24 protein-coding genes are annotated in these 21,119 nt (G+C 71.2%); 6 read left to right on the forward strand and 18 right to left on the reverse strand.

Annotated features, from left to right (window positions below):
- Positions 1 to 43: 43 nt before the first annotated feature.
- From QCZ28_RS19685 to QCZ28_RS19700, 4 genes are all read right to left on the reverse strand, one after another.
- Positions 44 to 988 carry a hypothetical protein gene (locus QCZ28_RS19685; protein WP_279518031.1) on the reverse strand — a complete coding sequence of 315 codons (945 nt, stop codon included), beginning with the start codon at positions 986 to 988 and terminating at the stop codon, positions 44 to 46.
- On the reverse strand, positions 985 to 1,476 hold the full coding sequence (locus tag QCZ28_RS19690; RefSeq protein ID WP_279518032.1) for a hypothetical protein: 492 nt from the start codon (positions 1,474 to 1,476) through the stop codon (positions 985 to 987). Before QCZ28_RS19690 ends, QCZ28_RS19685 begins: the two co-directional genes overlap by 4 nt.
- 3 nt (positions 1,477 to 1,479) lie before the next feature.
- Complete coding sequence (locus QCZ28_RS19695; protein ID WP_279518033.1) at positions 1,480 to 2,700, reverse strand: macrolide family glycosyltransferase; 1,221 nt, start codon at positions 2,698 to 2,700, stop codon at positions 1,480 to 1,482.
- Positions 2,701 to 2,910: 210 nt separating this feature from the next.
- Entirely contained in the window at positions 2,911 to 3,567 is a 657-nt protein-coding gene (locus tag QCZ28_RS19700) for a DedA family protein (protein WP_279518034.1), read from the reverse strand.
- 213 nt (positions 3,568 to 3,780) lie between these two features.
- Here QCZ28_RS19700 and QCZ28_RS19705 point away from each other — a divergent pair, with 213 nt between their 5' ends.
- From QCZ28_RS19705 to QCZ28_RS19715, 3 genes are all read left to right on the forward strand, one after another.
- Positions 3,781 to 6,633: an aconitate hydratase gene (locus QCZ28_RS19705; RefSeq protein WP_279518035.1), complete on the forward strand. Its 2,853-nt coding sequence runs from the start codon at positions 3,781 to 3,783 to the stop codon at positions 6,631 to 6,633.
- A 106-nt stretch (positions 6,634 to 6,739) separates the two neighbouring features.
- Complete coding sequence (locus QCZ28_RS19710; protein WP_279518036.1) at positions 6,740 to 6,997, forward strand: type II toxin-antitoxin system prevent-host-death family antitoxin; 258 nt, start codon at positions 6,740 to 6,742, stop codon at positions 6,995 to 6,997.
- Entirely contained in the window at positions 6,994 to 7,368 is a 375-nt protein-coding gene (locus QCZ28_RS19715; RefSeq protein WP_279518037.1) for a type II toxin-antitoxin system VapC family toxin, read from the forward strand. Before QCZ28_RS19710 ends, QCZ28_RS19715 begins: the two co-directional genes overlap by 4 nt.
- A 26-nt stretch (positions 7,369 to 7,394) precedes the next feature.
- On the opposite strand, the gene QCZ28_RS19720 is transcribed toward QCZ28_RS19715, so the two are convergent.
- Positions 7,395 to 7,763 carry a hypothetical protein gene (locus tag QCZ28_RS19720; RefSeq protein WP_279518038.1) on the reverse strand — a complete coding sequence of 123 codons (369 nt, stop codon included), beginning with the start codon at positions 7,761 to 7,763 and terminating at the stop codon, positions 7,395 to 7,397.
- Positions 7,764 to 7,797: 34 nt separating this feature from the next.
- Entirely contained in the window at positions 7,798 to 7,983 is a 186-nt protein-coding gene (locus tag QCZ28_RS19725) for a hypothetical protein (RefSeq protein WP_279518039.1), read from the reverse strand.
- Positions 7,984 to 8,170: 187 nt separating this feature from the next.
- Here QCZ28_RS19725 and QCZ28_RS19730 point away from each other — a divergent pair, with 187 nt between their 5' ends.
- Both QCZ28_RS19730 and QCZ28_RS19735 read left to right on the forward strand, forming a co-directional pair.
- Positions 8,171 to 8,395, forward strand: a complete 225-nt coding sequence (locus tag QCZ28_RS19730; protein ID WP_279518040.1) for a winged helix-turn-helix domain-containing protein — start codon at positions 8,171 to 8,173, stop codon at positions 8,393 to 8,395.
- A gap of 125 nt (positions 8,396 to 8,520) precedes the next feature.
- Positions 8,521 to 8,709 (forward strand): DUF397 domain-containing protein, encoded by a 189-nt coding sequence (locus tag QCZ28_RS19735; RefSeq protein WP_279518041.1) that lies wholly within the window; start codon positions 8,521 to 8,523, stop codon positions 8,707 to 8,709.
- A 176-nt stretch (positions 8,710 to 8,885) separates the two neighbouring features.
- Here QCZ28_RS19735 and QCZ28_RS19740 read toward each other — a convergent pair whose 3' ends face one another.
- The 10 genes from QCZ28_RS19740 to QCZ28_RS19785 form a co-directional block, all read right to left on the reverse strand.
- Positions 8,886 to 10,118, reverse strand: a complete 1,233-nt coding sequence (locus QCZ28_RS19740; RefSeq protein ID WP_279518042.1) for a sigma-70 family RNA polymerase sigma factor — start codon at positions 10,116 to 10,118, stop codon at positions 8,886 to 8,888.
- A 29-nt stretch (positions 10,119 to 10,147) separates the two neighbouring features.
- Positions 10,148 to 10,474 (reverse strand): YciI family protein, encoded by a 327-nt coding sequence (locus QCZ28_RS19745; RefSeq protein WP_279518084.1) that lies wholly within the window; start codon positions 10,472 to 10,474, stop codon positions 10,148 to 10,150.
- Between the two features lie 95 nt (positions 10,475 to 10,569).
- Positions 10,570 to 11,181, reverse strand: a complete 612-nt coding sequence (locus tag QCZ28_RS19750) for an ATP/GTP-binding protein (RefSeq protein ID WP_030337265.1) — start codon at positions 11,179 to 11,181, stop codon at positions 10,570 to 10,572.
- Positions 11,162 to 11,548 (reverse strand): DUF742 domain-containing protein, encoded by a 387-nt coding sequence (locus QCZ28_RS19755; protein ID WP_030337267.1) that lies wholly within the window; start codon positions 11,546 to 11,548, stop codon positions 11,162 to 11,164. The genes QCZ28_RS19750 and QCZ28_RS19755 overlap by 20 nt, the downstream gene beginning before the upstream one ends.
- Positions 11,549 to 11,553: 5 nt before the next feature.
- Entirely contained in the window at positions 11,554 to 11,976 is a 423-nt protein-coding gene (locus QCZ28_RS19760; protein WP_091403761.1) for a roadblock/LC7 domain-containing protein, read from the reverse strand.
- 90 nt (positions 11,977 to 12,066) lie between these two features.
- Positions 12,067 to 14,625: a nitrate- and nitrite sensing domain-containing protein gene (locus tag QCZ28_RS19765; protein ID WP_279518043.1), complete on the reverse strand. Its 2,559-nt coding sequence runs from the start codon at positions 14,623 to 14,625 to the stop codon at positions 12,067 to 12,069.
- A 124-nt stretch (positions 14,626 to 14,749) separates the two neighbouring features.
- Positions 14,750 to 16,366: a prenyltransferase/squalene oxidase repeat-containing protein gene (locus tag QCZ28_RS19770; protein ID WP_279518044.1), complete on the reverse strand. Its 1,617-nt coding sequence runs from the start codon at positions 16,364 to 16,366 to the stop codon at positions 14,750 to 14,752.
- On the reverse strand, positions 16,359 to 17,276 hold the full coding sequence (locus QCZ28_RS19775) for a terpene synthase family protein (protein ID WP_279518045.1): 918 nt from the start codon (positions 17,274 to 17,276) through the stop codon (positions 16,359 to 16,361). The genes QCZ28_RS19770 and QCZ28_RS19775 overlap by 8 nt, the downstream gene beginning before the upstream one ends.
- Complete coding sequence (locus QCZ28_RS19780; protein WP_279518085.1) at positions 17,273 to 18,610, reverse strand: cytochrome P450; 1,338 nt, start codon at positions 18,608 to 18,610, stop codon at positions 17,273 to 17,275. Before QCZ28_RS19780 ends, QCZ28_RS19775 begins: the two co-directional genes overlap by 4 nt.
- 253 nt (positions 18,611 to 18,863) lie before the next feature.
- The gene (locus QCZ28_RS19785) at positions 18,864 to 19,043 is read right to left on the reverse strand and encodes a hypothetical protein (RefSeq protein WP_279518046.1); all 180 of its coding nucleotides are present in this window, start codon (positions 19,041 to 19,043) and stop codon (positions 18,864 to 18,866) included.
- Between QCZ28_RS19785 and QCZ28_RS19790 the strand changes: the two genes are divergently transcribed.
- Entirely contained in the window at positions 19,042 to 19,290 is a 249-nt protein-coding gene (locus QCZ28_RS19790; protein WP_030337278.1) for a DUF2630 family protein, read from the forward strand. The genes QCZ28_RS19785 and QCZ28_RS19790 overlap by 2 nt on opposite strands.
- A gap of 44 nt (positions 19,291 to 19,334) precedes the next feature.
- Here the strand turns inward: QCZ28_RS19790 and QCZ28_RS19795 are convergent, their stop codons facing one another.
- Together QCZ28_RS19795 and QCZ28_RS19800 are read right to left on the reverse strand one after the other, a co-directional pair.
- A complete protein-coding gene (locus QCZ28_RS19795) occupies positions 19,335 to 20,267 on the reverse strand; it encodes an RIO1 family regulatory kinase/ATPase (RefSeq protein ID WP_279518047.1) in 933 nt (310 codons plus the stop codon).
- A gap of 199 nt (positions 20,268 to 20,466) precedes the next feature.
- On the reverse strand, positions 20,467 to 21,111 hold the full coding sequence (locus QCZ28_RS19800; protein WP_279518048.1) for an HAD family hydrolase: 645 nt from the start codon (positions 21,109 to 21,111) through the stop codon (positions 20,467 to 20,469).
- Positions 21,112 to 21,119: the final 8 nt, after the last annotated feature.

Here is a 21,119-nt window from a genome sequence, read left to right on the forward strand (position 1 = left end):
GCCACCGCCGCCCGCTCACCCGGAGGGCGTCATGGTCAAGCGCTCACGGCAGCGGGCCGTCGATTTCCGCAGGCATGTTGAGGTGGCCCCGGATGAGTGCGATCACGGTGTCGGTGGTGCGGTCGAGGTAACTACGGCCATCGGGTAGCCGGGTCTTCGGGGAGATGTAGCTGCGCGAACCGAAGTGGGTGGCGGGGTCGAGCCCGTGCACGGTGATCTTCCCTGCGCGGGCGGCCCGGTTCCATCCACTCCAGCGGAACAGCCGCCACCGCTGCGGGAAGATCCAGGTGCCAACTCGTTCAATCCAGTCACCGGCACTGGTGAGCTGGTAGAGGTGCTGGGCGTGGCTGATGTCGTTGGCACCGCTGTGGAAGCCACCGAGTGTGATCAACCTGATCGGGGCACGCAGCTGGGACCACAGTTCGTCCACCGCGCCGGTGCTGACCTGGGCGCCACCGCTGTAGCTGAGCAGTACCACGGGCATACCGCTGTCCGGCCGATAGCCGGCGGTCCGGAGTTCGGTGGCGATCTGCGAGCCGACGGCACGGTTGTACAGGGGACGGTACCGTCGGTCGGCGGCGACGAAGATCTGCATCACGTTGTGCAGGAACAGCAGCAGCCCGATGTGGCGGCGTACCCACACCCACACCGGCCGGTCGGCGAGCGGAACGGCCAGCGGCGAGTAGGGCTGCACCTGACCCAGCACCCTCAGCTCCGGTGCGCCCTTGATCAGAGCTTTGACCAGCTGACCACCGTCGCGGGTGTCGTGGTAGCGGCGTTTCCCGATGCCATCGAGGTAGACCAGGTAGGCGGCCGGAGGTCGGTGCGGGTCCGCCCCCCGGGCGTAGGGCCGGCCCGAAGGGGGTGCGATGGTGTGAGACCGCCAGCCTGCGGCATAGACCAGCACCTCGTAGCGGGCGAGCAGAGCTTCGGCGATCAGCACCAGCCCCAGCCCGCCGAGCAGCAGCAGGAGCGCAAACCCGATCACCTGGTCGGGTCCGGCACTCGGGTCGTACTGAGCCGCACGACCAGGCGGCGGACGGCCTCGACGGAGGCGCCGAGGCCGACTCCCGCGACCGCTACGCAACCGGCGGCATCCCACCAGCCGACCCCGGTCGCCGTGGCGAGCAAGCCGGTGAGGCCGGCTCCCACTCCGACCACGAGCGACAGGTGCAGCAGCGGACCGAGCAGTGGAAACGCGAGGACCGCGGCAAGCAGCAGCGGGGCAACCAGGCCTGGTGTCCAGACCAGCGCGACCTCGTCGGACGGAGATGTGGGCAGCACCAGGCCGGCGAGGGCCGCCGCGGACAGCGGCCAGAGCGCGAATACCGCGCCGTCCACGACGGCGCCTGCGAGCATCAACCCGACCACCTTCAGAGGCGACACACCGGACAGCCGTGCCACCACGGGCAGGAGACGCCCGGCGGCCTCGGACAGGCCGGCGAACAGCAGCAGGACGGCGACGAGCGGGGACATCGGTCAGCCCTGCGGTGGCAGCTCGGCCGAGCCCGGCTGAGTGACCGAGCCCGCCTGCCGCACATAGGTCTCGAGGACGTCGGCGGCACGCGAATAGCCGCCTGCCTGACGCTGGGCGACCTGCAGGGTGCTCGCGGTGGCCCGGAATCGGGGCTCGTCGAGCAGACGCTGGGCGAGGGCGCGTACGACCTCCACCGAGACGTCCTCGGTACGGATCGACAGGCCGGCACCGAGTTCGGCGATGCGGGACGCCACCAGCAGCTGGTCAGCGCCCTGGGGCACCACCAGCATCGGGGTTCCGGTGTACAGAGCCTCGTTGACGCTGTTCACCCCGCCGTGGGTGATGAACAGCGCCGCGCGGGCCAGCACCTCCAGCTGCGGCACGGAACGGTGGGCGATCACGTTGGTCGGCAGCGGGCCGAGCGCCACGGGGTCGGTGTGTCCGGTCGAGACGATCACGGTGCCACCGAGCGGGGCGAGCGCGTCGGCGAAGCAGCGCAGCAGCCGAGGAGCGTCGAACACCGTGCCGAGGGAGGCGTACATCACCGGGTCCCGCAGTTTGTCGACCGGCAACGACGAGTCTGCTGGACGGGCACCGATGCTCGGCCCGACGAACTGGTACGACTGGTCGAAACTGTCGGCCTCGGGATGGAACGCCCGCGAGGTGTAGACCAGGTTGAGTGGCTGTCGGATGTTCGCCAGGTCGACCAGGGGCACCGCACGCGTGTCGTACCGGCGGCGCAGCTCCCACCGAGACCTCAGGTACCCCCCGACGGGGCGGGGCAGCGACGCCGCGGCGGCGAGCAGCTCCCAGGAACCGCGGGTGGGGCTGGGCACATGCCGGTTGAACGCGAACGTGGTGAACGATGATGCTGCCGGCACGTCGAGTTCCCGGGCGGCCACCGGCCCCCACGGGCACAGGGAGTCGTGCACGATCAGGTCAGGCCGGGTGCCACGCAGGTCAGTGAGGACGGCGGGCAGCACACGTATGGCGGTGCGCACGAGCTGCTCCATCAGCGTGACCGGCGTCGGCGGGCCGGAGAGGGGTATGTCGTCCCCGGCGTAGAGGAGCACTTGCGCGCCGGTGGCCTCGATCTCCTCGGCGTAGGCGGGCGTCGTGTGGTAGGTGACGGAGTGACCACGACGAAGAAGCTCGGCCACGACCGGCAGCGTCGGGTTGATGTGCCCGTGCAGGGCGATGTTCAGGAATGCCACTGCGCTCATCGGCCAGCCCTGGGACGAGAAGGAGCGAGCGCCCGGCGCCAGGAAGCGACCATGCTCCACCCCCTTTCCGGTCACAGCCTAGACGTTGCCTGGTGGCGGCCCCTCGTGGACCAGGTACTGGAGCGCCACCCGCGGCTACTACGTCAGCTGACCCACACCCAACAGCAAACGGCCGGACCCCGATGGGTCCGGCCGTTCGGCATGCCGGGGTCAGTGATCGCTGCCCGCGCGGGCCGGCTCGACGCCGGGGGCGACCTCGGCCGCCTCGACGCGGCGGGCGCGGCGGCGTAGCCACCAGGTGCTGCCGAGCCCGGCGAGCACCGCGAGGACCAGGCCGGCCCAGGAGATGTCCTTCAGCCAGTGTTCGGCCGCGCGACCCACCGAGTAGAGCAGGTACGTCGTGCCGAAGGCCCAGACCAACCCGCCGGCGGCGTTGGCCACCAGGAAGCGGCGGTACGGCACGTGCAGCGCCCCGGCGAGCGGCCCGGCCAGGATCCTCAGCAGGGCCACGAACCGACCGAAGAAGACCGCCCAGACGCCGTGCCGCGCGAAGCTCTGTTCGGCGCGGGCGAGTTGCGCCGGGCCCAGGTGTTTGGGGAAGCGTCTGCCCAGCCGGACGAGCAGCGGACGGCCGCCGCGTCGGCCGATGGCGTACCCGATGGAGTCGCCGACGATGGCGCCGAACGCCGCCGCGGTGGCCACCCACTCCGGTTCCACCACGCCGGTGGCGGCGAGCAGTGCGGAGCTGACCAGGACGATTTCGCCGGGCAGGGGGACGCCCATGCTCTCCACGCCGATCACTGCGGCGACGAGCAGGTAGACCACGCCTGGAGGCAGCGCCGAGAGCCAGTGCTGAACGTCGATCACTCGGCACCCCTTCCGATCGGTCCCCGACCCTACCCCGCCGGTCTGTCGGCGCGGTGCGGTCGCGGGCCCGCCGGCTCGTGACGCCGGGTTGCACATATAGCAAGACGGACGTACGGTTTTGTTGAAAGCGGAATCGGGCGGTAAGTGTCACCTAACCTCGGCGGCACCCCGACCGGTGCGACAGACTGCTCAGGACTACTCACGGTCGCTGGTGTGAAGGAGTACGACGTGGCGAGCCTCGACACCTTCGGTGCGAAGACCCAGCTACGCGTCGGAGACGCGAGCTACGAGATTTTCAAGATCGACAAGGTGGACGGCCACGCCCGGTTGCCGTACAGCCTGAAGATCCTGCTGGAGAACCTGCTGCGGACCGAGGACGGCGCGAACATCACCGCCGACCACATCCGCCAGCTCGGCGGGTGGGACCCCACCGCCGCCCCGAGCGTGGAGATCCAGTTCACCCCGGCACGGGTGCTGATGCAGGACTTCACCGGCGTGCCCTGCGTGGTCGACCTGGCCACCATGCGCGAGGCCGTCCGCGAGCTGGGCGGCGACGCCAGCAAGGTCAACCCCCTCGCCCCCGCCGAGCTGGTCATCGACCACTCCGTCATCGCCGACCTGTTCGGCCGCGAGGACGCGTTCGCCCGCAACGTGGAGCTGGAGTACGAGCGCAACAAGGAGCGCTACCAGTTCCTGCGCTGGGGTCAGACCGCGTTCAACGAGTTCAAGGTCGTCCCGCCGGGCACCGGCATCGTGCACCAGGTCAACATCGAGTACCTGGCCCGCACGATCATGGAGCGGGGCGGCCAGGCGTACCCGGACACGGTTGTCGGCACCGACTCGCACACCACCATGGTCAACGGCCTGGGCGTGCTGGGCTGGGGCGTCGGCGGCATCGAGGCCGAGGCCGCGATGCTCGGCCAGCCGGTCAGCATGCTGATCCCCCGGGTGGTGGGCTTCAAGCTCTCCGGCGAGATGCCGGCCGGCACCACCGCCACCGACCTGGTGCTGACCATCACCGAGATGCTGCGCAAGCACGGTGTGGTCGGCAAGTTCGTCGAGTTCTACGGCCCGGGCGTGAGCGCCGTGCCGCTGGCCAACCGGGCCACCATCGGCAACATGTCCCCGGAGTACGGCTCCACCGTGGCGATCTTCCCGATCGACGGTGAGACCATCCGCTACCTGGAGCTGACCGGCCGCGACGCCGCGCAGGTCGCGCTCGTCGAGGCGTACGCCAAGGAGCAGGGCCTCTGGCACGACCCGGACGCCGAGCCGGAGTACTCCGAGCGCCTGGAGCTGGATCTCAGCACCATCGAGCCGTCGCTCGCCGGCCCGAAGCGCCCGCAGGACCGGGTGCCGCTGGGCAGCGCCAAGACGCTGTTCCGCTCGGCGTTGACCGACTACGTGGCCGACGACTCCACCAACGAGCGCGACCTCAAGCCGAGCGTCGCCCGTGAGGAGCTGCCGCGCGGCGCGAACGGCCCGGCCGACGAGGCCAGCGCCGAGTCCTTCCCGGCCAGCGACCCGCCGGCCAACGAGTTCAGCGACCCGGCCGACGAGCCGCGCGACCTGGAGACGGCCGCCGCCGGGGCCGGTGGCCGGGCCACCAACCCGATCCGGGTCACCGGCAGCGACGGCGTCGAGTACGAGCTGGACCACGGCGCCGTGGTGATCGCCGCGATCACGTCCTGCACCAACACGTCCAACCCGCAGGTGATGATCGGTGCCGCGCTGCTGGCCCGCAACGCCGTGGAGAAGGGCCTGACCCGCAAGCCGTGGGTGAAGACCACCCTGGCCCCGGGCTCGAAGGTCGTCATGGACTACTACGAGCGGGCCGGCCTCACGCCGTACCTGGACAAGCTCGGCTTCAACCTGGTCGGCTACGGCTGCACCACCTGCATCGGCAACTCGGGCCCGCTGCCCGAGGAGGTGTCCGCCGCGGTCAACGAGCACGACCTGTCGGTGGTCTCGGTGCTCTCCGGCAACCGGAACTTCGAGGGCCGGATCAACCCGGACGTCAAGATGAACTACCTGGCGTCACCGCCGCTGGTGGTCGCGTACGCCCTGGCCGGCACGATGGACATCGACCTGGCCAACGAGCCGATCGGTGAGGACTCCGAGGGCAACCCGGTGTACCTGCGGGAGATCTGGCCGAACAGCGCCGAGATCCAGGACGTCATCGCCCAGGCCATCGGCGCGACCGGGTTCAGCGCCGCGTACTCGGACGTCTTCGCCGGTGACGAGCGCTGGCAGTCGCTGCCCACCCCGACCGGCGACACGTTCGCCTGGGCGGACGACTCCACCTACGTGCGTAAGCCCCCGTACTTCGAGGGCATGCAGCAGGAGCCGAGCCCGGTCGTGGACATCTCCGCCGCCCGGGTGCTGGCCAAGCTGGGTGACTCGGTGACCACCGACCACATCTCGCCGGCCGGTGCGATCAAGGCGGACTCCCCGGCCGGCACGTACCTGGCCGAGCACGGCGTCCCGCGCCACGAGTTCAACTCGTACGGTTCCCGCCGGGGTAACCACGAGGTGATGATCCGGGGCACCTTCGCCAACATCCGGCTGCGCAACCAGTTGGTTCCGGGGGTGGAGGGCGGCTTCACCGTCAACCACCTCACCGGCGAGCAGACCTCGATCTACGACGCCTCGATGGCCTACCAGGAGGCCGGCATCCCGCTGGTCATCCTGGCCGGCAAGGAGTACGGCTCGGGTTCGTCGCGGGACTGGGCGGCCAAGGGCACGATGCTGCTGGGCGTCCGGGCGGTCATCGCCGAGTCGTACGAGCGGATCCACCGCTCCAACCTGATCGGCATGGGCGTGCTGCCGCTGCAGTTCCCGGTGGACGTCACCGCCGAGTCGCTCGGCCTGACCGGCACCGAGACGTTCACCATCACCGGGGTGACCGCGCTCAACGACGGCGAGACCCCGCGCACGGTGACTGTCACCACCGACACCGGCGTGGAGTTCGAGGCCGTGGTGCGGATCGACACCCCGGGCGAGGCGGACTACTACCGACACGGCGGCATCCTGCAGTTCGTGCTGCGCCGCATGATCGCCAACTGACGTACCGATGTCACCAGGCTCCCTCCCGCCCTTCGGCGGGAGGGAGCCTGCGTCGTTCCCGTGCCGACCCCCCGCCCCGGGCTAACCTCTTAGCTAAGGAGGTGTCATGGTGGCCGGTGAAGCTGCGGCACAGTTCAACATCCACGATGCGAAGACGAACCTGTCACGCATCATCGAACGGGTCGAGCACGGCGAGGAAATCGTGATCAGTCGGGCTGGTAACCCGGTCGCCAAAGTCGTTCCTCTTCGTCGTACGACACGCACTGGTCGCGGGTCTCTGCGCGGTGCGCTGGACCTCACCGGAGACTGGGATTCCGACGAGGTCAACGACGAGGTTGCTCGCGACTTCGGGCTGTCCGGATGAGGCTCTTGCTCGACACGCACGTGGTGCTCTGGTGGCTGACCGACGACCCGGGCCTCGCCACGGACGTCAAGGACCGCATCGACGCCGAACCCGATGTGTACCTGAGCCCGGTCACGCTGTGGGAGGTCGCGATCAAACAGTCGCTGGGCAAGTTGGCCGGCCCTGCCGACCTCGCCGAGCGGATTCGTGACGCCGAACTGCGGGAACTCCCGATCCTCCACGATCACGCCATCGCGGCTGGTCGGCTGCCGACGATCCACCGGGACCCCTTCGACCGGATGCTTGTCGCGCAGGCCCTGCACGAGGGGCTGACCCTGGTCACCCGGGACGACCGCATTCAGAAGTACGACGTACCGATCTTGGTGGTGTGACTCGATCCGCTCGCCGGGGTGAACGCTCAGCGCAGCCGTAGTGCGACCGCGCGCGCCTCCTCGTCGGTGAGGGGTAGGAACCAGAGGAAACGGCGGACGATGGCGACCGGATCGGGGCCGCCCGGCTGACCGCGCAGGTCACGGATCGCCCGGCGGGTGATCCGGGAGAACTCGGGGATCAGGGTCGCGCGGCGGGTGGCGTCCGTCGGGGTAGCTCGCAGCGTCGGGCAGGGCCAGTCGCGACCGCAGGCGTCGCACGTCCACAGCGGGCCGTCGGCGGTGTGCGAGACCGCCGGGCCGCACCGGGACCGCCAGCGTGATTCGGGTACGACGTTCGGCGGCGCGGCCGGGAGCACGATACGACGGCTGCCGCGGCCCGTCGGGTCGGCTGTCATCGAACAGGGTCTGGGCGGCCGGCCGCTTAACTCTTCAGAGGAAGACACGACAGCGCGACGCGTGCGCACTGAGGCTCTCGGCCAGCTCAGACAGCGCCGTGAACCGCTCAACCGGCAGCACCTCGCCGCATTCTCCACACTCGATTCGCTCGGTCCGGATGGGCCACCGCCACGCATCGACGTTGACGGGCACCCGCATCGGCTTCTCCTCGGACAGCACCGGCACCACCTCCATACGACGGGCGGGCGCCCGCCTCCTCTGGAGGCGGCACGCCCCTTTGCGGCAGCGACCCGTGCCGACTCGATGTCCACCACGGGCCGCGCCTTACCTCAAAGTAGTGCCAATAGTGCCAGAAGGGCAAGCAGTGCCACAGGTGCAAGCAGGACCTCAGCGGGTAGGAAGGACCATGACGTCCGTGCCCATCCCGTACACGGCCCGAGAGATCGAGGACGACCTAACTCGACGCATCGCCGCCGGGGAGTTCCGGCCGGGCTCACGCCTTCCGACGTATGACGCGCTGGCGGAGGAGTACGGGTCAGCCCGACGGACCGTCGCCCGTGCCGTCGACGCTCTCAAGTCGCGCGGACTGGTGGTTGGCGTACCGGGCTCAGGAACCTTCGTCGCCGAGTAGTGCGCTAGCGCAGTTCATCGACAAGACCGCCGACCTCGCTACGCTCGACCCACGTGGAAGCGCATTCGCGATGGCGTCCTGTCTCGGGCGCAGTCCCTCAAACTCATCAGAGAAGCGGCAGCATCATGGACCTGACCGGCGCTCGGTGGCGCAAGAGCAGCAAGAGTGGCAACAACGGCGGCAACTGCGTCGAGTTGGCCGACAACCTCCCCGGCGTCATCGGCGTACGCGACTCCAAGGACCCGGCCGGTCCGGCGCTCGCCTTCGACCCGGCGGCCTGGGCCCGATTCCTGGTGTTGGCCAAGCGCGGCTGAACCTCCGCGAGGTCCCGGCACGACCCAGCCGCGTCACCCCCGAAAGCTGAGATCTTGGACAGTTTCCGTTACGTGGTAACGGAAACTGTCCAAGATCTACCCGGCCCGCTCTTTCCTGCCCCGACCGGCGTCGCCGGCACGGCCGGACCATGACGCACGACAGCCAACCCGAACGTCTAGGGTGCGAGTTCCTCGGCCCGGCCGAGCAGCGCACGGCGCTCGGCGGTCGAGCCGACCGCTGCCGCCGCCTCCCGGAACAGGCTGGCCGCGCGCAACCGGTCACCCTGCCGGGCCACCAGGTCGGCCTCCACCGCCACGGCGAGCGGGTAGCCGTCCAGCCCACCCCCGGCGCGGGCCGCGTCGAGAAGGACCAACCCGGCGGCTGGCCCGTACGCGTACCCGTGCGCTACCGCGCGGTTGAGCGCGATCACCGGCGAGGGACGGAGGTCGGCCAGCGCGTCGTAGGCCCGCGCGATCGTCGGCCAGTCGGTGTCGTCGACCGACGCGGCGGTGGCGTGGCAGGCGGCGATCCGGGCCTGCCACGCGTACGGCCCGTCGTGGCGTACCCGATCGAGGGTGGCCAGGCCCTCGGCGATGGCGGCGCGGTCCCACCGGTCGCGGTCCTGCCGGTGCAGGGTGAGCAGGGTGCCGGCGGCGTCGCGGCGGGCGTCCCGACGGGAGTGGTGGAGCAGGAACAGCGCCAGCAGCGCGGCGACCTCGGACTGCTCGGGCATCAGCCGGTCGAGCAGCCGGGCCAGCCGGACCGCCTCGTCGGCGAACGCCGGTTCGCCGTCGGCGACGTAGCCCCGGGTGAACAGCAGGTACAGCACGGCGAGGACGCCGGGTAGCCGCTCGGTCAGCGCCGGCCCGCTCGGCACCCGGTACGGGATGCCCGCCTGGGCGATGCGGGTGCGGGCCCGGGTCAACCGGCGGGTCATCGTCGACTCGCTGACCAGCAGGATGCGGGCGATGTCGGCGGTTGGCACGCCGCAGACCGTTCGCAACGTCAACGCCACCCGGGCCTCGATGGCGAGCGCCGGGTGGCAGCAGGTGAAGATGAGCCGCAGCCGGTCGTCCACCACGTCTTGGCCCACCTCCGGCTCCGGCGACGCCTCGTCCGGCGTGAGCAACGCCAGGTCGTGCAGCTTGCGTCGTTCCACGGTGGCGCGGCGCAGCACGTCGATCGCCCAGTTACGCGCCACCGTCATCAGCCAGCCGCCCGGGTTGGCGGGCACACCGTCGGCGGGCCAGCGCTCCAGCGCGGCGGTCAACGACTCCTGGGCACAGTCCTCGGCCAACGCCCAGTCCCCGGTCACCCGGATCAGGGTCGCGACGATCCGCGGGTACGCCTCGACGCTGGCGGCCGCGACGGCCGCCGCCGCCGCGCCGGCCGGTGCCTGGGTAGGCATCGGACGGCGCTGCGGGGTGAACATCGTCGTCAGTCGGGCAGGTCCGCGAACGGGCGCAGTTCCAGCCGCCCCTCGCGGGCCATCGGGTGCGTGCGGGCCACCTCGATCGCCTCGTCCAGGTCGGCGCAGTCGAGCAGGTCGAAGCCCACGATCACCTCGGCGGTCTCCGCGAACGGGCCCTCGGAGACGAGCAGTTCACCGTCGCGAACCCGGACGGTGGTGGCCGCTCTGGTCGGGGCCAGCGCGTCGCCGGTCAGGCGGCGACCCCGTGAGTCGTTCTCCGCCACCCACTTGTCGATGTCGGGCAACTCGGTGGGGTCGGTGTCCGGCTCGGCGTCGCTGCACACGAACATCATGAACTTCATCTGGTCGCTCCCTGGTTTCTCGGGGTGTCACCAGCATGACGATCGGCCGACAGCGTTCCGGACACCGTCCCCCGACAAACCTCGGGTCAGTCTCCGCTGGCGGCGCGGCGGCGGGCCTCGCGGGTCTTCATGGCGTGCTCCATCAGCGTGACGAGCACCTCCTTGCTGGACTCCCGCTGCCGGGCGTCGCAGAGCAGCACCGGCACGCCCGGGTCCAGGTTCAGCGCGGCCTGCACCTCGTCGAGCCGGTACGTCCGCGCGCCCTGGAAGCAGTTCACCGCCACCACGAAGGGCGTGCCCCGACCCTCGAAGTAGTCGATCGAGGGGAAGCAGTCGGCGAGCCGGCGGGTGTCGGCCAGCACCACGGCGCCGATCGCCCCCAACGCCAACTCGTCCCAGACGAACCAGAACCGGTCCTGCCCCGGGGTGCCGAACAGGTACAGCACCAGGTCGTCGCTGATGGTGATCCGGCCGAAGTCCATGGCCACGGTGGTGGTGGTCTTGCCTTCCACACCGGAGAGGTCGTCGATGCCGACCCCCGACTCCGTCAGCACCTCCTCGGTCCGCAACGGCCGGGTTTCGCTGACCGCGCCAACCATGGTCGTCTTGCCCACGCCGAAGCCGCCCGCGACCAGAATCTTGATCGCGGTGGGCAGTGGCGTCGCTCCCGCCGGCCGGTCAGAGTGCCCGTAGTCCATTGATTACCGCCTCGAAGATGCTGTTGTCGGGAAGACCGGCCGTGGTCTGCGGCTCGCGGACCTGCACCAGGCTGCGGGCTGCCAGATCACCGAGGAGCACCCGGATGGTGCCCACCGGCAGGTCGAGATGGGCGGCGATCTCGGCGACGGACTGTATGCGTTGGCACAGCCCGACGATCGCCAAATGCTCGGGGCCGAGACCCACCTCGGGCGTGACCTCGGCTCGGGTCGCCGTGACCAGGGAGATCAGGTCGAATGTGCCGGTGACCGGGCGGGCCCGACCGCGCGTCACCGCGTACGGGCGCACCACCGGACCCGCATGGTCATCCACCCACTGATGGTCTGCGGACTCCCCCTGGACCGTCATCGCCGTTACCTCTCGCCGACCTGCTGATCAGTGCCACGCGATGGTGATGCGACGTACTTGCCGACGCGGGTGACCAGCATCGCCATCTCGTAGGCGATCAGACCGACGTCGGCGTCCTCGCTGGCCAGCACCGCCAGGCAGGCATTGCGGCCGGCCGCGGTGACGAACAGGAACGACGACTGCATCTCGATGATGGTCTGCTGCACCTGCCCGCCACCGAAACGCTTGCCGGCGCCTCGGGCGAGGCTCTGGATGCCGGCCGCCATCGCCGCCAGGTGCTCGCCGTCGTCTCGGCTCAACCCCTGGGAGGAGGCCATCAGGAGGCCGTCGGTGGAGAGCGCGACCGCGTGTTCGGCCTGCTTCACCCGGCCCACCAGGTCATCCAGCAACCACGTCAGGTCGGCGCTCGAAGCCGTCTTCTGGGTCACTTCGTCGTCCTCTTCTCGCCCGGCTGTGCGCCGTGTTCGTTTGGGGCTTGACCGTCACACCGCGCGGGAACCCGCGTCATCGGTGCTCGGTCAGGTCGCTTGTGGATCCTCGTCGGTCGGCTCGGACGGCGTCGCCGCCGGGGCGCCGGAGGCGCCGCCGAGCAGCCGAGCCGCGTCGGTTCGCCCACGCCGGGTGCCGGTCTGGTAGGAACTCATCATCCGGCGGACCTGCTCCGGTGGGCGCACCACATCCTCGTCGTCGGTCTCCGACATCGCCGGGTCGTCTCGCAACTCGGGAACGATGTTCGCCTGTCGGACCCGGACGGGCAGGCCGGCGTCGGTCCGCTCCGCGTCGGCGCGGGCGGGCACCGGGCCACCGTCACCGGCCGCGACCGGCTCCGCGTCGCGGGTCTCCGGGCGGGCGCGCTCGACGGCGGGCAGGCCGGTGGGCACGGTCGGGGCTTCCAGGGCTGGCTGACCTGGGCCGCGCCGGGCGCGGGTGGGCAGGTCGGGTGTGCCGGTCGTCGGGGTGGTCCGCTGTCGGGTGGGGAGAACGGTGTCCGCCTCGGCCTCCTCGTCCGACGTCGGGGTGGTGGTGTCGGTTGGCGTCGGCGCCGCCGACGTCGCGGCCACGTCCGGCGCGGTGGTCGTCGGCGCGGCGAGCGCGACCGGTGCGAGGGACATCGGGCTGCCGCTCTCCGGGGCCGGCGTCGACGGCATCGGGATGGCCGAACCGGCCCGGAACGAGCCCGAGTCCTCCGGGGAGGCGTCGGCCTCGGTGACCAGCTCCAGCGGGATCAGCACGACCGCCGTGGTGCCCCCGTACGCGGACTCCTTGAGCCGGACCCGCACGCCGTGCCGTTCGGTCAGCCGGCTCACCACGTAGAGCCCGAGGCGGGCGGCGTTGGCGAGGTTCAGCTCGGACTGGTCGACGATCCGGTGGTTCGCCGCGGCCAGGTCCTCCTCGCTCATGCCGAGGCCCCGGTCCTCGATCTCGAGGGCGAACCCGTTGGAGACCAACTGGCCGCGGACCTCGACGGTCGTGTGTGGCGGGGAGAACGACAGGCCGTTCTCGATCAGCTCGGCCAGCAGGTGGATGACGTCGCCGACCGCGCGGCCGGCGAGCGAGACCGGCCCGAGCGGCAGCACGTTGACCCGGGTGTAGTCCTCCACCTCGGCCACGGCGCCGCGCACCACGTCGACCATCGGGACGTTGCGCCGCCAGGCCCGACCGGGGGTGGAGCCGGAGAGCACGATCAGGTTCTCCGCGTTGCGCCGCATCCGGGTGGCCAGGTGGTCGACCCGGAACAGGTCCTCCAGCTCCTCCGCGTCGTGTTCGCGGCGCTCCATCGCGTCGAGCAGGGTGAGCTGACGGTGTACGAGTGCCTGCGTGCGTCGGGCCAGGCTGAGGAAGACCTCGCGGACGTTGCGACGCAGGTCGGCCTGCTCGACGGCGGTCCGCAACGCGGTCTCCTGAACGGCGTTGAACGCCTTACCGACCTGCCCGATCTCGTCGGTGCCGAATTCCAGCGGGGGCGCCTCGGTGGCCACGTCGACCTCCTCGCCGCGCCCGAGCCGCTCCACCACCCGGGGCAGCCGTTCGTCGGCGAGCTGCCAGGCGGCCTCCCGCAGCCGGTCCAGCTGGCGCAGCAGGTTCCGCGCGGTGGTGATCGAGATGACGACGGAGGCGATGACGGCGAGCAGGCCCAGACCGGTGGCGAGCACCAGTCGGACGACGACCATCACGGCCACGCCGGTGGCTCGATCGACGATGCCCTCACCGCCGGCGGTGACGGCGTCGTTCACCTCGGTCAGCGCCGGCTCGACGGTGCCCCGCCACTGCTCGGCGCCGATCGGTAGCTGGGTCGACGGCCGGCCCTCACGGATGATGCTGTCCTGCACGGCGCGCAGTCGGGTGAACGCCTCCCCGCTGACGAGCTGCCGGAAGCGGCGCTCGTCAGCGTCGGCGAGGCGGGTCCGGACCTCGTCGCCGAGGAACCGCTCGGCGGCGACCAGGCTGACGTAGCGGGCGTACTCCGGCCCGCTCATCCGGCCGTTGCCGAAGAGCCCGCTGAGCAGCGCGTCCTCCTGGGAGATCAGCTCCTTCATCCGGTTGAGCTGGATCAGGGCTGCCGCCTCGCCGGCGATCTGCTTGTCGTCCAGGCTGCCGGTCACGTCGTAGATCTGGAAGATCGACTCGATCGCGGTGGTGTACGCCTCGGCGGCGGCGACCCGGTCGATCTTGCGGTCCAGCACCTCGGCGCGGGTCTGGTCCAACGCGTTGACCTGAGCGATCGTCAGACCGAGCTGAGTGTCCAGTGCGGAACTTCCGGCGATGTCGACCTGCCAGTCACGCACCGAGTCGGCGAAGTCGGCGGCCAGCCCCGCGCTCTTGCGCTGCTCGGCTTCGAGCGCCGTCCGCTGCGCGGCCTCGGGGTTGCTCAGGTACGCCTGGGTCAACCGCCGCTCCAACTGGAGCTCCTGCAACAACGGCTCGGTCGGCGCGTAGACCTTGCTGTTGATCACCTGGACACCGAGCAGGTTGAAGCCGTCGCGCAGGGTCACCCAGGCCGCGAACATCCACAGCGCGACCAGGGAGAGCAGCAGGGCGACAACCTTGGTGCGGATACTCGTACCGCGAGAACGCATTGAACCGTCCCAGGCCGGGCGTTGACTCAGCTCATCAACGAATGATCAGAGGGGGCGACGTCCCACCACGGTGGGGCATCCGGGGCTGAGGCTCTGCGTACGCTAGCAGTGTCCACACAACCCCTCAAGTTGTTGTTTTTGTAGCCTGGTAACCGCAATCCACCACCGATCGGTCCACGCCGGAGGCCCGATCCGTGGCCAACCGGCAGGCCGCGAGCACCGCGGCGCGAACGATCACTGTCGGACAGTACAGCTCCTTGCCGTACCACAGTGGACGGTGGTCCCGGGTGGCGGATTCGTGCAGGTAGGCGTGCCCACGGGCCACCGCGTTGTCGACCCGGGGCACCGTCGTCGGCACCGCCAACAGCACCTGCAGGGCGTACGCGGTCTCCTCGGCGGTGCCGCCCCACCGCCCCCACGAGCCGTCCAAGCGCTGACTGTTCAGCACCCAGCCAGCCGCCCGGTCCACCGCCTCGGCGGCGGCCGCACCCCTCCCGAACTCGGCGAGCGCCAGCACACAACAGGCAGTGGCGTAGTACGGCGAGGCGTGCCACCGGTCCTGCCAGGCGCCGTCCGCGCGCTGATGCCCGGCCAGCACCCCGCTCAGCCGGTCGACGGCCCGGCGGTAGCGCGCGTCCGCGCCCGGGTGCCGGGTCAGGTGCTGCCCGAAGGCGTCCAGCACGTGGGCGTTGGTGGTGACCGAGAAGCCGTCCTCCCCCGGCCAGGTGCAGAAACCGTCAGCCGTCTCGTACGCCCACAGGCTGGCCGGGTCCGCCGGATGGCCGAGCCGGGCCAACGCGTCGAGGGACACCGACGTGGTGTCGGCGTCGGTCGGCAGGCCGTCACCGGTGGCGATGCCCTGGCCGGCGGTGGCGGCGGTCAGGCTCTCCAGCACGGAGGCCGGCGGGTTGATGGCGATCCCGGCGCGGCGCAGGCCGCTCAGCACCCAGGCTCGCTCGAAGACGGTGATCGGTGCCGGGCAGGGCACCGGGCCGCCCCCGTCACGGATCAACGTCCGCAGGAAGGCATGCGCGGCGGGGCCGGCGGCCGGACCGACAGCGGTCAGCCAGGCCGCGGTCGCCGCGGGTGAGGCGCCGACCGCGGTGAGGGTGGGGCCGGCGTCGGCCGGTACCGCGTCCAGCAGCTCGTAGAAGTGGGCCACCTTCGGTGGCAGCGTCGCTCCGGCGGCCACCGCGGACCGCACCGCGCGCAGCCGGTCCCGGTGCAACCCGGCGGGCAGCGGCAACGGCGGGCGGGGCAGCCGGTCGGCGACGGCCCGCTCCAGCCCGGCGAGCCGGTCGTTGATCGTGTCGACCAGTGCCGGCACGATGAGGTCCAACGCGGGAGTGTCCGGCAGCGTCCGGGCGTCGGCGCGGAGCAGCATGTCGGCGAGCGCGCCGAGCCCACCGGCCACCGGGGCGAGCAGCTCCGTCCCGGTCCGGCCGTCGGCCAGCGCGGCGAGCAGCGCGTCGGTGGCGCTCAGCGTCGGCGCCAGCGCGTACCCCTCGGGTGGGCCCCACGCCCCGTCCGGGCGTTGGCTGCGCACCAGGAACGCGATCCGCTCGTGGTGCCCGGTCAGCCAGGGAGCGACGGCGACCAGCCGGCCCGTCTCGTACACCGAGGCGGCGACCTGCCCCCACGGCCGCAGGCCGAGCCCGGCGATCAGCTCGCGGGCGGCGTCGGCGACCGGGTCGGCCGCGGTCGCCGCGTCGACGAACACCCGGGTGGCGCCGTCACTCATCGCGCACCCCCCAGAAGTCCGACACCTGGTAGAAGCCGCCGGTGAAGGAGATCTGCCGGTTGAGGTAGTCCGCCTGGCGGGGGCACCGCTCGGCGAGGGCGGCCAGGTCCCCCCGGGACCGGGCGGTCAGCTCGGTCAGTCGGTCGTGCACCTGCGCCGGGTCGTCGACCAGCGAGAGGGCGTTCAGGTCACCCCACTCGGCGTCGCGCCCCTGGGTGGCGAGGTCGTTGACCAGCCGCAGCACCCGCTGCACGCCGCGTCCGGCGTCCAGCAGGTCGGTCAACTGGGCGAGGGTCTTCTCGTCACCGGTGGCGATCCAGTGGGTGACGTTGACGAAGGAGCTGCCGGAGTTGTCGGCGTTGTCCAGGTAGCGGTCCAGGTCCGGCAGGCGTCGCCCGGTGGTCGGGTCGGTCGGCAGGTTCTTCCAGTCCCACTCCCGGGCCATGGCGGCGAGCATCCGGGCCAGCTCGTCGCGCCAGATCGGGCGCAGCCGGGCGAACGCCGGCACGGTGGCCAGCTCGTCGCGCAGGTCGGCCAGCAGCCGGGCCAGGTGCCGCCCGGGTGCCGGCGTGGCGCCGTCGGCCACCGCGAGGCAGTCGGTCACCACCTTCCGGATGTCGTCGACGGACCGGGCGAGGTAGTCGACCTGCCAGTCGGTGGCGAAGACCCAGAGCACGGTACGGGTGGTGATGCGCAGTTCGGCGGCGGTGTGCCAGGGCGCGATGAAGGCGACGGTGGTGGCCACCGAGCTGAGCAGCGCCGGGTCGAACGGCGCGGCGTCGAACAGCTCGGGATGGTCGGCGGTGACCTCCTGCAGGTCGCGTACGCCCCGCACGGCGAGCGCGCACACCCGACCCTGCTCGGCGATCGCGTCATGAGCTGCCGGTGCCGGTCGCGGGGTCTCGGTCACGATGCGGCCGGGCGCTCGACCGCGGTGAGGATGACCTCGGCACGCTGCTTGGGTTGCAGGGAGGCACCCATCCGAGGGGTGAGGCCCACCGGTTCGCGCAGCCGGAAGCGGTAGCGGCTCAGCACGGTGCTGACGATGAGTTGGGCCTCAAGCAGGAACAGGTACTGCCCGAGGCACTGATGCGGGCCCCCGCCGAACGGGAAGTAGGAGTACCGGTAGCGCCGCCGGGGCAGCTCCGGCGCGAACCGCTCCGGGTCGAAGAGCGACGGGTTGTCCCAGAACGTCGGCATCCGCTGGGTCACGTACGGGCTGACCAGCACGGTACCGCCGGCCTTGATCCGCACCCCGCCGAGCATGTCGTCGCCGACCGCCGTGCGCGGGATCATCCAGCCCGCCGGGTAGAGCCGCAGCATCTCGTCGAGCACCATCCGGCCGTAGCGCAGCTGGGGCAGGTGCTCGCGGCCGACCCGTTCGGCGCCGACCACCTGCTCGATCTCGTCGGTCATCCGCTCGGCCACGTCGGGGCGGGACGCCAGCACCGGCCACAGCCAGGAGAGCAGGGCGATGGTGGTCTCGGTGGCGGTGGAGAACATCGCGACCACGTCGCCGCGGATCGCGTACTCGTCGGGTTCGCTGCCGTCGGCGCGCGGCCGGCAGAGGGTGGAGATGATGTCGTCGCCGTCGGTGGGGTGGGCCCGGACCTGCCGGATGATCGGCAGCACCACCTCGTCGATGGTGCGCACCGCCTCGCGGAACTGCCGGTCGCGGGGCATCGGCACCGCGTACGGCACGGCGGGCATCAGCAGTCGCGGGAGCATCGCGGTGGTGAGGGTGTCCAGCGCGGCGCTGATCCGCAGCGCGTCGGGGACCGAGATCCGGTCGGCGAAGAGCACCCGCATGGTGGTACGCAGGACGATCCGGGTCAGTTCGGCGCCGCCGTCGATCGGGCGACCGGTGCGGGCCGGTTCGAGCCACTCGTCGACGGCCTCGTTGATCGCCTCGGCCATCTTGTCGACGAGCGTCTCGGCCCGCTTGGCGGTGAACAACGGCTGCAGCGCGCCTCGGCTGGACTCCCAGACCGCACCCTCGGCGACCAGGATGGCGTCACCGACGATCCGGCGGACGGGTCGCCAGAGCAGCCCGTCGCCGTCCCGGATGTAGTTGGCAACGTTGTCGCGCAGGACGCGTTGCAGGTGCTCAGGATGGCTGACCAGGTAGGGGCGGAACGAGCCGAGGTTGAGCCGGACGACCTCGCCTTCGGCGGCATCCGCGAAGTCGACGAGCGCGCCCAGCGGATCACGGACCAGCGCGGGCAGCGCGCGTCGTGCCGGGATCGTCCGGGGCTCGGTGCTGACGGTGGCGGAGCGCGCCTCGGACACCTGCGACATCGAACCACGTCTCCTCGTCGTCCCGTCGACCGCAGCGATCCACTTCGGTCGGACAGGCTGATGAAACTTTCACCTTCTGGGCCGACGGGAAGCATCTCACCAAACGGGGGGCACCTCCAGACTTGCGGACAGCGCAATTTCCGTCTACACAAACCTACCGGCGTCGATATTTTCGTTTTGGTGAATCCTGAGTGGACACTCAGTCGGACGACGAAGCCGGTACGCCGGGCGCCACGACCCGCGCCCCGCCGACCGGGCCCTGCGGCACCGGCACCAGCCCGGCGAGGCCGGCCCGGTCGGTGCCGGCCAGTGACCCGGGACGCACCGGTACCCCCGAATCCGGGCGACGCCCGGCACCCTGTGCCAGGCTCTGGGGCATGGACGACAAGACCATCCTGAACCGGATCTCCGAGTTGGTCGACGAGGAGCACAAGCTGCGGGCCGAGGCCCAGGCCCACGAGTCGGGCACCGAGGGCGAGGCCAGCGAGCGCCTGCGCGCCCTGGAGGAGTCCCTCGACCAGTGCTGGGACCTGCTGCGCCGTCGGCGGGCCGCCCGGGACACCCACGGCGACCCGGACGCCCAGGGCGAACGCCCCAAGCCCGAGGTGGAGCGCTACCTGCAATAGCCGGCGCGGCGGGTCGGGCGACACGGTCGCCCGACCCGCTCCGGTCAGCGCAGGCCCGCCTCCCGCAGCAGCTCTCCGGTCAACCGGCCGCTGTCGGCCTGCTCACCCGGGAGGCCCCGGGCCGCGAACCAGGCGGCGACCACCCGAACGTCGCGGGCCAGGAACTCCGGCCCCTGCGGGTTCGCCACCACGTCGACCACCTGCGGCAGGTCGATCACGACCAGCCGCCCCTGGTGCACGAGCAGGTTGTACGGCGACAGGTCGCCGTGCGCGTAGCCGGCCCGAGCCAGCACCCGCAGCGCCTCCACCAGCTGGGCCCACAGGTCACGCAGCTCGGCCGGGCCGGGACGCAGTTGGGCCAGTCGCGGCGCCGCCTCCCCCGACTCGGCGTCACCGACGAACTCCAGCATCAACTCGGTGCCCCGCAACTGCACCGGGTACGGCACGGCGATCCGGTCGTGGCCGGCGCCGATCTCCCAGAGCCGGCTCAGCGCGGCGAACTCGGCCGCCGCCCACTGCCCGGCGATCATCTGCCGGCCGAACGCCGTCCGACCGGCCATCGCCCGATTCTCCCGGGACCGGCGCACCCGACGGCCCTCCAGGTAACCGGCATCCCGGTGGAACAGCCGGTGCTCGGGATCGCGGTAGCGCTTCACCGCCAGCAGACAGGACCGGTCGGTGTCGGGCACCGCCCGGCGGACCAGGTGGACGTCCGACTCCTTGCCGGTCTTCAGCACACCCAGCTCGGTGTCCTTGGCGGCCAGTTCGGTGACCAGCCAGGCCGGGTGCGGCTGCGGCCCGTGGACGGCGTCGTCCCAGGACGACCAGCGCTCGCCGGTGTCCGGGTCAGGCTCGCTGTCCGGGTCCGCGGGCGGCTCGGTGGGCCGCCCGCGCTTCAGAAACTGCGGTTCGTCGTCGTCGAAGCGGCTCTTGCCGCGGGTCCGGCGCTCAAGCGCCGGAAGATCATGATCGCGCACTGTGGTGAGGTTCCCTTGGTCGAGGCTGAGATAGGCAGCTGGAAGCGACCTGCGAAGACGGCCATGACCGACCCCCTCTCCTCGACCGGGCACACACCCGGGACGCACTATGCGCGGGACAATGCTCGTACCAGCACGGCGACCGGTCAACCGAATTACGCGGCCAGCACCGCCGAGGCGACAGCCGGCGCGGGAACCCTCAGCGGGCGAGGACGGTGGCGACCGCGGCGATCAACCCGTCCACGGTGCGGCTCGGCGCGAACCGGACGTCCGACCAGGTGCGCCCCCGGTGCAGCCAGACGCTGGGCAGCCCGACGGCCGCGGCGCCGCCGATGTCCGCCTCCGGGCTGTCGCCGATCACCCACGACCCCCGCAGCGGCATCCGCACCCGCTGGGCGGCGAGCGCGAAGATTCTCGGGTTGGGCTTGCTGACGCCGGCCTCCTCGGAGATCACCCAGTCCGCGACGTACTGGTCCAGCCCGGTCCGGCGAATCTTGGCGTCCTCGACGCGTACGGTGCCGTTGCAGACCACCACCGGCACCCAGCCGGCGTCGTCGGCGATCCGCAGCGCGCAGGCGGTCAGCGGGTCGAGCCGGGTCTGCGCCACCACCCCGTCGTGCAGCTCCTCCACCAGGTCGATCGAAGGAATGCGCAGCTCGTAGCGGTCCCGGATGGCGTCGGCGAGGTCCCAGCGGTCGGTCAGGCCGTCGGCGTCGATCGAGACCAGCCAGTCGATGTCGGTGGGGGGCGCGCCGATGCTGTCCAGGAAGCGCTCACCCCAGCGGCGGAACGGCCCGGCCCGATCCAGCAGGGTGTTGTCCAGGTCCAGCAGGAGCAGTGGCACTCGGGCAC

The sequence above is a fragment of the Micromonospora sp. DH14 genome (assembly GCF_029809455.1).
GTDB classification, from domain to species: Bacteria; Actinomycetota; Actinomycetes; order Mycobacteriales; family Micromonosporaceae; genus Micromonospora; species Micromonospora parva.